The organism is Pseudomonadota bacterium (genome assembly GCA_039714795.1).
Classification (GTDB): domain Bacteria; phylum Pseudomonadota; class Alphaproteobacteria; order JAGOMX01; family JAGOMX01; genus JBDLIP01.
This window is the reverse complement of record JBDLIP010000122.1, coordinates 1-4,970: the sequence shown is the minus strand read 5'-3', so window position 1 is coordinate 4,970 and position 4,970 is coordinate 1. Positions and strand designations below refer to the sequence as shown.

4 protein-coding genes are annotated in these 4,970 nt (G+C 44.3%); 2 read left to right on the top strand and 2 right to left on the bottom strand.

The window, feature by feature from the left end; translation table 11 throughout:
* Nucleotides 1-657: 657 nt before the first annotated feature.
* Nucleotides 658-3,498 carry a DEAD/DEAH box helicase gene (locus ABFQ95_07565; protein MEN8237378.1) on the top strand — a complete coding sequence of 947 codons (2,841 nt, stop codon included), beginning with the start codon at nt 658-660 and terminating at the stop codon, nt 3,496-3,498.
* 339 nt (nt 3,499-3,837) lie between these two features.
* Entirely contained in the window at nt 3,838-4,302 is a 465-nt protein-coding gene (locus ABFQ95_07560; protein MEN8237377.1) for a hypothetical protein, read from the top strand.
* A gap of 113 nt (nt 4,303-4,415) precedes the next feature.
* On the opposite strand, the gene ABFQ95_07555 is transcribed toward ABFQ95_07560, so the two are convergent.
* Both ABFQ95_07555 and ABFQ95_07550 read right to left on the bottom strand, forming a co-directional pair.
* The gene (locus tag ABFQ95_07555) at nt 4,416-4,676 is read right to left on the bottom strand and encodes a single-stranded DNA-binding protein (GenBank protein MEN8237376.1); all 261 of its coding nucleotides are present in this window, start codon (nt 4,674-4,676) and stop codon (nt 4,416-4,418) included.
* A partial coding sequence (locus ABFQ95_07550; GenBank protein ID MEN8237375.1) for a hypothetical protein occupies nt 4,660-4,970 on the bottom strand: 311 nt, incomplete at its 5' end. The genes ABFQ95_07550 and ABFQ95_07555, both read right to left, overlap by 17 nt.

Below are 4,970 nucleotides of genomic sequence, written 5' to 3'. Positions count from 1 at the left end.
CGTAAGGTTTTGCCTCCTCAAGTCTTACCAGACTTGAGTTCCAAAACCAACGTTCAGGATGACGATCCGTAGATAACACATTTTCACTGAACAGCCCTGAAGTTAATTAAAAACCGTGGATAATGGTTTGCAGGGGTTGGATTTTCATGAGCTGGAGCTGGAATTAGGAATAACACAAAACCCCAACAGCTCCTCTCGCTCCCTAGCGTTCCGGACAACAACCCACTTATGTTTGCAGGTAGGTTGCTGCATCAATGCAGTGTAATCTCTGCGACGTTTTTTGTATGTCGAAATCACCCACCAAAAAATTGAGTACTTGGAAAAAAATTGCCGGCGGAATGTTTCATAATTACCGTTACAGCAAGGCTCTCTGCGAACCAGACGCCGCAGTGTCCTCTTGATGGTTTGCCAGAAAATCTTGAAAAATGGGTAATCAAGCCAAATAAGCAGATCGGCATTTTGCATCAGCATCTCTCTGAACCACTGGTACCAATAATGTATATTTTCATTAATCAACTCCTGTAGGGTACAATTTATCATGTGAGTTAATTTTTTGCGACAGTTTGATTCAGCGAGAGTATATGTATCCAGCCCTTGATCAAAAACCATAAAACATGTACGAATGAGGCATTAAAATCACAATAAGCAGAGGACACCATGCCAATCACACAACCAAAACGTCAAAAGAAAAACGCCAAAGCCACCGGGGTCGAAAAGGCAATGCGAATTCCTTCAGGTTGGGATACGACAGATGAAGATGAAATTCAGCGCCGGCGTCAGCGCGCTGAAACTGAAGACATGACTGTCAAGGGAACGGCTGCTGATACTGATTATTTCAACACCTACTCTGTAACTACTAGCATGGAAAAGTGCTATACCGTTGAGATTCGTTCTCTAATCAAACACATCAATAGCTGTTCTTGCGCCGATTATGACACTAATGGCTTAGGGACCTGCAAACATATTGAAAAAGTTTTGCTGACACTTGAGAAAAAGGGTAGCAAGAAGTTCCAAGATGCCGGCAATCTGGGCAGTCCAAGGGCTGAGATTTTTGTAAATCCCAGTGATGAAAAAATCCAGCTTGTTTGGCCGCACAATCAGATCGTGCATCTTGATACGCGTCGTTTGCTGTCCGATTTTTTCTGTGCAGATGGCAGTTTGGTAGCCGAAGCAAGTACGGCAATTCCTGCTATTAAACGGTTGGTGCAATATGCTTCTGATGTTGTGCGCAGCGATATCAGGATTTCAAATCGAATTGAGAAACTGCTGACGAGCACCAACAACAGCTCCCAAAAACAAGCTTCCAAAGAGTGCTTTTTGCAAGATGTGACTGAAGGTAAACGCAGTCTCGATATTGTCAACCTTCCCCTTTATGAATATCAACACCAAGGCATGCTGCATTTGGCTTTTACTGAAAGGGCCATATTGGCTGATGAGATGGGGCTTGGTAAAACAGTGCAAGCCGTCGCCGCGTGCGAGCTATTGCGCAAACTGCACGGCATTGGCAAAGTTCTGGTTATTTCTCCGACATCGTTAAAGGCAGAATGGGAAGAGCAGATTAATAAGTTTATCTCTGCACCGACAACGCTGGTTTTCGGCAACCGCATGGAGCGACTACGTCAGTATCAGACCGATTCAATGTTTTATCTAACCAATTATGAGCAGATCTTAAGAGATCAGGAAGAGATTCAACGTCTTATGGCTCCTGACGTTATTATTCTTGATGAGGCCCAACGGATAAAAAACTGGCGCACTAAGACCGCAGCAACGGTCAAGGAACTCCGTAGCCGCTATGCCTTTGTGTTGACCGGAACCCCCATTGAAAACCGCATTGATGATATCTATTCCATTGTTCAGTTTCTAGATCCCAAATTCTTTGGGCCGCTGTTTCGTTTTAACCGAGAATTTTACCAGTTGGATGACAACGGCAAACCCACAGGTTACAAAAATTTAGATGTGCTCCACGAACGATTAAGGCCTATTTTACTAAGGCGGCTTAAAGGTGATGTCGAAGGACAATTGCCGGATCGCACCGTGAACACGTATTTTGTCAAGATGGAGGAAGAGCAACAAGCTCGATATGATGATTACGGGGCAATCGTTGCACGCCTGGCGACCAAAGCAAGAAAGCATCCGCTGCGCAAGGAAGAATCCGAACGCTTGCAAAGATCGCTTGCCTGTATGCGGATGTTGTGTGACACCACGTACATTCTTGATCAAGACTTGAAAACATGTCCAAAACTGCACGAGCTTGCCAATATTTTGGAAGAACTTCTGCAAGACAATACCACAAAAATCATCATTTTTTCTGAGTGGGAACGGATGTTGTTCCTGGTGCGCGAGCTTTTGGAAAAGATGGGTATTGCCTTTGCTTGGCATACCGGTTCCGTTGATCAGAAAAAACGCCGGGATGAGATCAATCGCTTTAAGGAAGATGCAGCGTGCAAAGTATTTTTGTCAACCGATGCCGGCAGTGTTGGCCTCAACCTTCAGGTTGCCAATGTGGTAATCAACCTTGATTTGCCCTGGAATCCGGCAAAGCTTGAGCAACGAATTGCCAGGGCCTGGCGCAAACATCAAACCAGAGCGGTTCAGGTGATCAATCTGGTTAGCGAAGATACCATCGAGCACCGCATGCTGGGCTTGTTAAAGCTCAAGCAACAGCTGGCCAACAATGTCCTTGATTCAGGCGATCTTGGAGAAATGGAGCTACCTTCAGGGCGAGCAGCGCTCATGGATCAACTGGATGAGATTCTTGGCACAAGTGCTCCGCCAGCTCGTCAACCCTCTGATCAAAAAAATAAAGCAGACCAAGATCCTTTAACGATTTTTGGCCAAGATACAATTGCCCGATTTGAGCCTCGACTGCATCAACTTGAAGCTTACAAGGATGATGAAGGTAAGAAAACTATTTTTGCTGTTGTCGATGGGGATATCACCCAACCACAACAACAGATGCGCGATACCCTAGAACAACTGGACCAGAGTCCACCAATGCAACTGGAGGTGCTCGATCGTGCTACTTATGAGACCATACAAAGGTTGTGTAAGGCGGGTATTTTGAGCTTCAATCAAGATCATGCTTCTCTCTATCAATCAAAAACCAAAGTGGCTTCCAGACAGGAAGAGCGGCAAAAACGGGCGCATCTGTCCCAAAAATACCTAACGCAAACAGAGCGCAAACAACGTATGGCTGCATTGCTAATTGATGGTGAATTTTACGATGAAGCCCTCGCGCCACTGCGTGATGTATTTGATTTGGTTGTAAAAGCTTTTGCAACGCTTGTGGAATGCAAGTTTGACAATAAGAAAACAGTGCCTCTTGAGCTCGTTGAGCAAGAGCTGGTTGCCAAAGCTGGTCTTGCTAAACAAGCGATTACTGTGGCTCAGCAGCTGCAAGCAAAAGAGTTGTCTTTGGAGCAACAGGCTGTGCAGCAACTTTCTGAGCAGATCAAACAAATTTACCAGTTTGTTGAAGAGCAGGTAAATAAGCCTTGATTACTTTCTGGACGTCATGTGGTTGGGTTACTGCATGAGAGGATGCAGTCTTCCGTGCTTTCTAGACACATAAAGAGTTTCAGATAAATTCGGGGAAAAATAAATTAGCAATGAGTTGGATGAATTAATTGGTTACAATATTAACGTTTTCTTAATTATTATTGCATACAATATAAAAATGGGGCGTTATCTGCGAAAAGGTACCTTTGGGTGAGTCAAAAATTTGCCACTTAATGTATTATTTTTAAATACTTAGGTTAATTATGTGAATTCACCTTAAGGGCCCTTTTCGCTGATAACACCCCAAATGTCAAAAAAACCTTAATGAAGGAGAAAAACATGTTGAAAAACCGCGCCTTAATAGTAACGATGACGCTATTGCTGTTTTCCATTGGAGCTACAGCCACGGACGTAAGTGGATTGGGAAAAGAGGAGACATGGGAAGTTATCAAGAAGAAGTGTGAAAAAGCTAGAACGACCGCAGATATCACTGGACTATATGAGGATGTTGGCGTTGGTAACGTCAAACCGCTAAGGATTATTGGTAGGGTTGGGGTACCGAATCTACTTGATCTAGAACTACTAACCTATGTTCGTGACCTCGAATCAGTCAAAGGCCAATTTGATGACTCAGCTAATTGGAAACTTGATGATTTTTCCTCCATGTTGGCTAAAGAGAATGAATATTGGAAATTTAGCTGCTACTATGATAACCCACAACAGTTAGTCAAGGGCAACCCATATAATTTGAATACTTATACGGGTGATCGGCTATCTATTACCTTCAAGTGGACCGGCCAGTAGGCGAAACTGCTCACCTAACAACTGTCATGGGGCTTCACTCAGCAACACAACCACTGGGTGTAGCCTCGATATACTGCGCGCTTCTCGCTATCATTAAACTAGAGGTTTTGATTTCACGAGAGTATATTGTCATGAGCACTACAAAAATACTCAAGCTGTCCTTCAACCCATACAACAGAACCTGCAAATAAGTACGTGTGGGCATACTCGATGATCAGTGGGTCCTCAATCACCACGTGATGTGGTCTGGAAAGGCTTTTGTCTGAGTCGGTTATAAGCTCAAAACTCATGATGCGAATGTGGTTAGACGTGAAATAAACACGTGGATCATCCGCTATTTTGCCAATTAGGTTAACTCTATTCAATAAAAGCATGGTTCTTTCTCCTTTTCCTTAGGGCTTTATTATAAACGCCCCGGGGAGCAATTGTTCCCCGGGACTGGCCGTAACGAAAAGCACCACGCACCCCAATGCCATAGCTACATAAATACTCAAGTCCTGGGAGGCCACCGCCTGCGCCGCAGACTTTTGCCACAAGAATAACGCGAAATAAGCAAACTTGTGGTACACAGCAGCGCTTTTGGTGGTAAATAGGGACGAGATATAGTATGTTGGCGTCAGCCATTGGTTGATCTCCTTCGGTTAGATCGATCATGGTTAGTGGCGCTT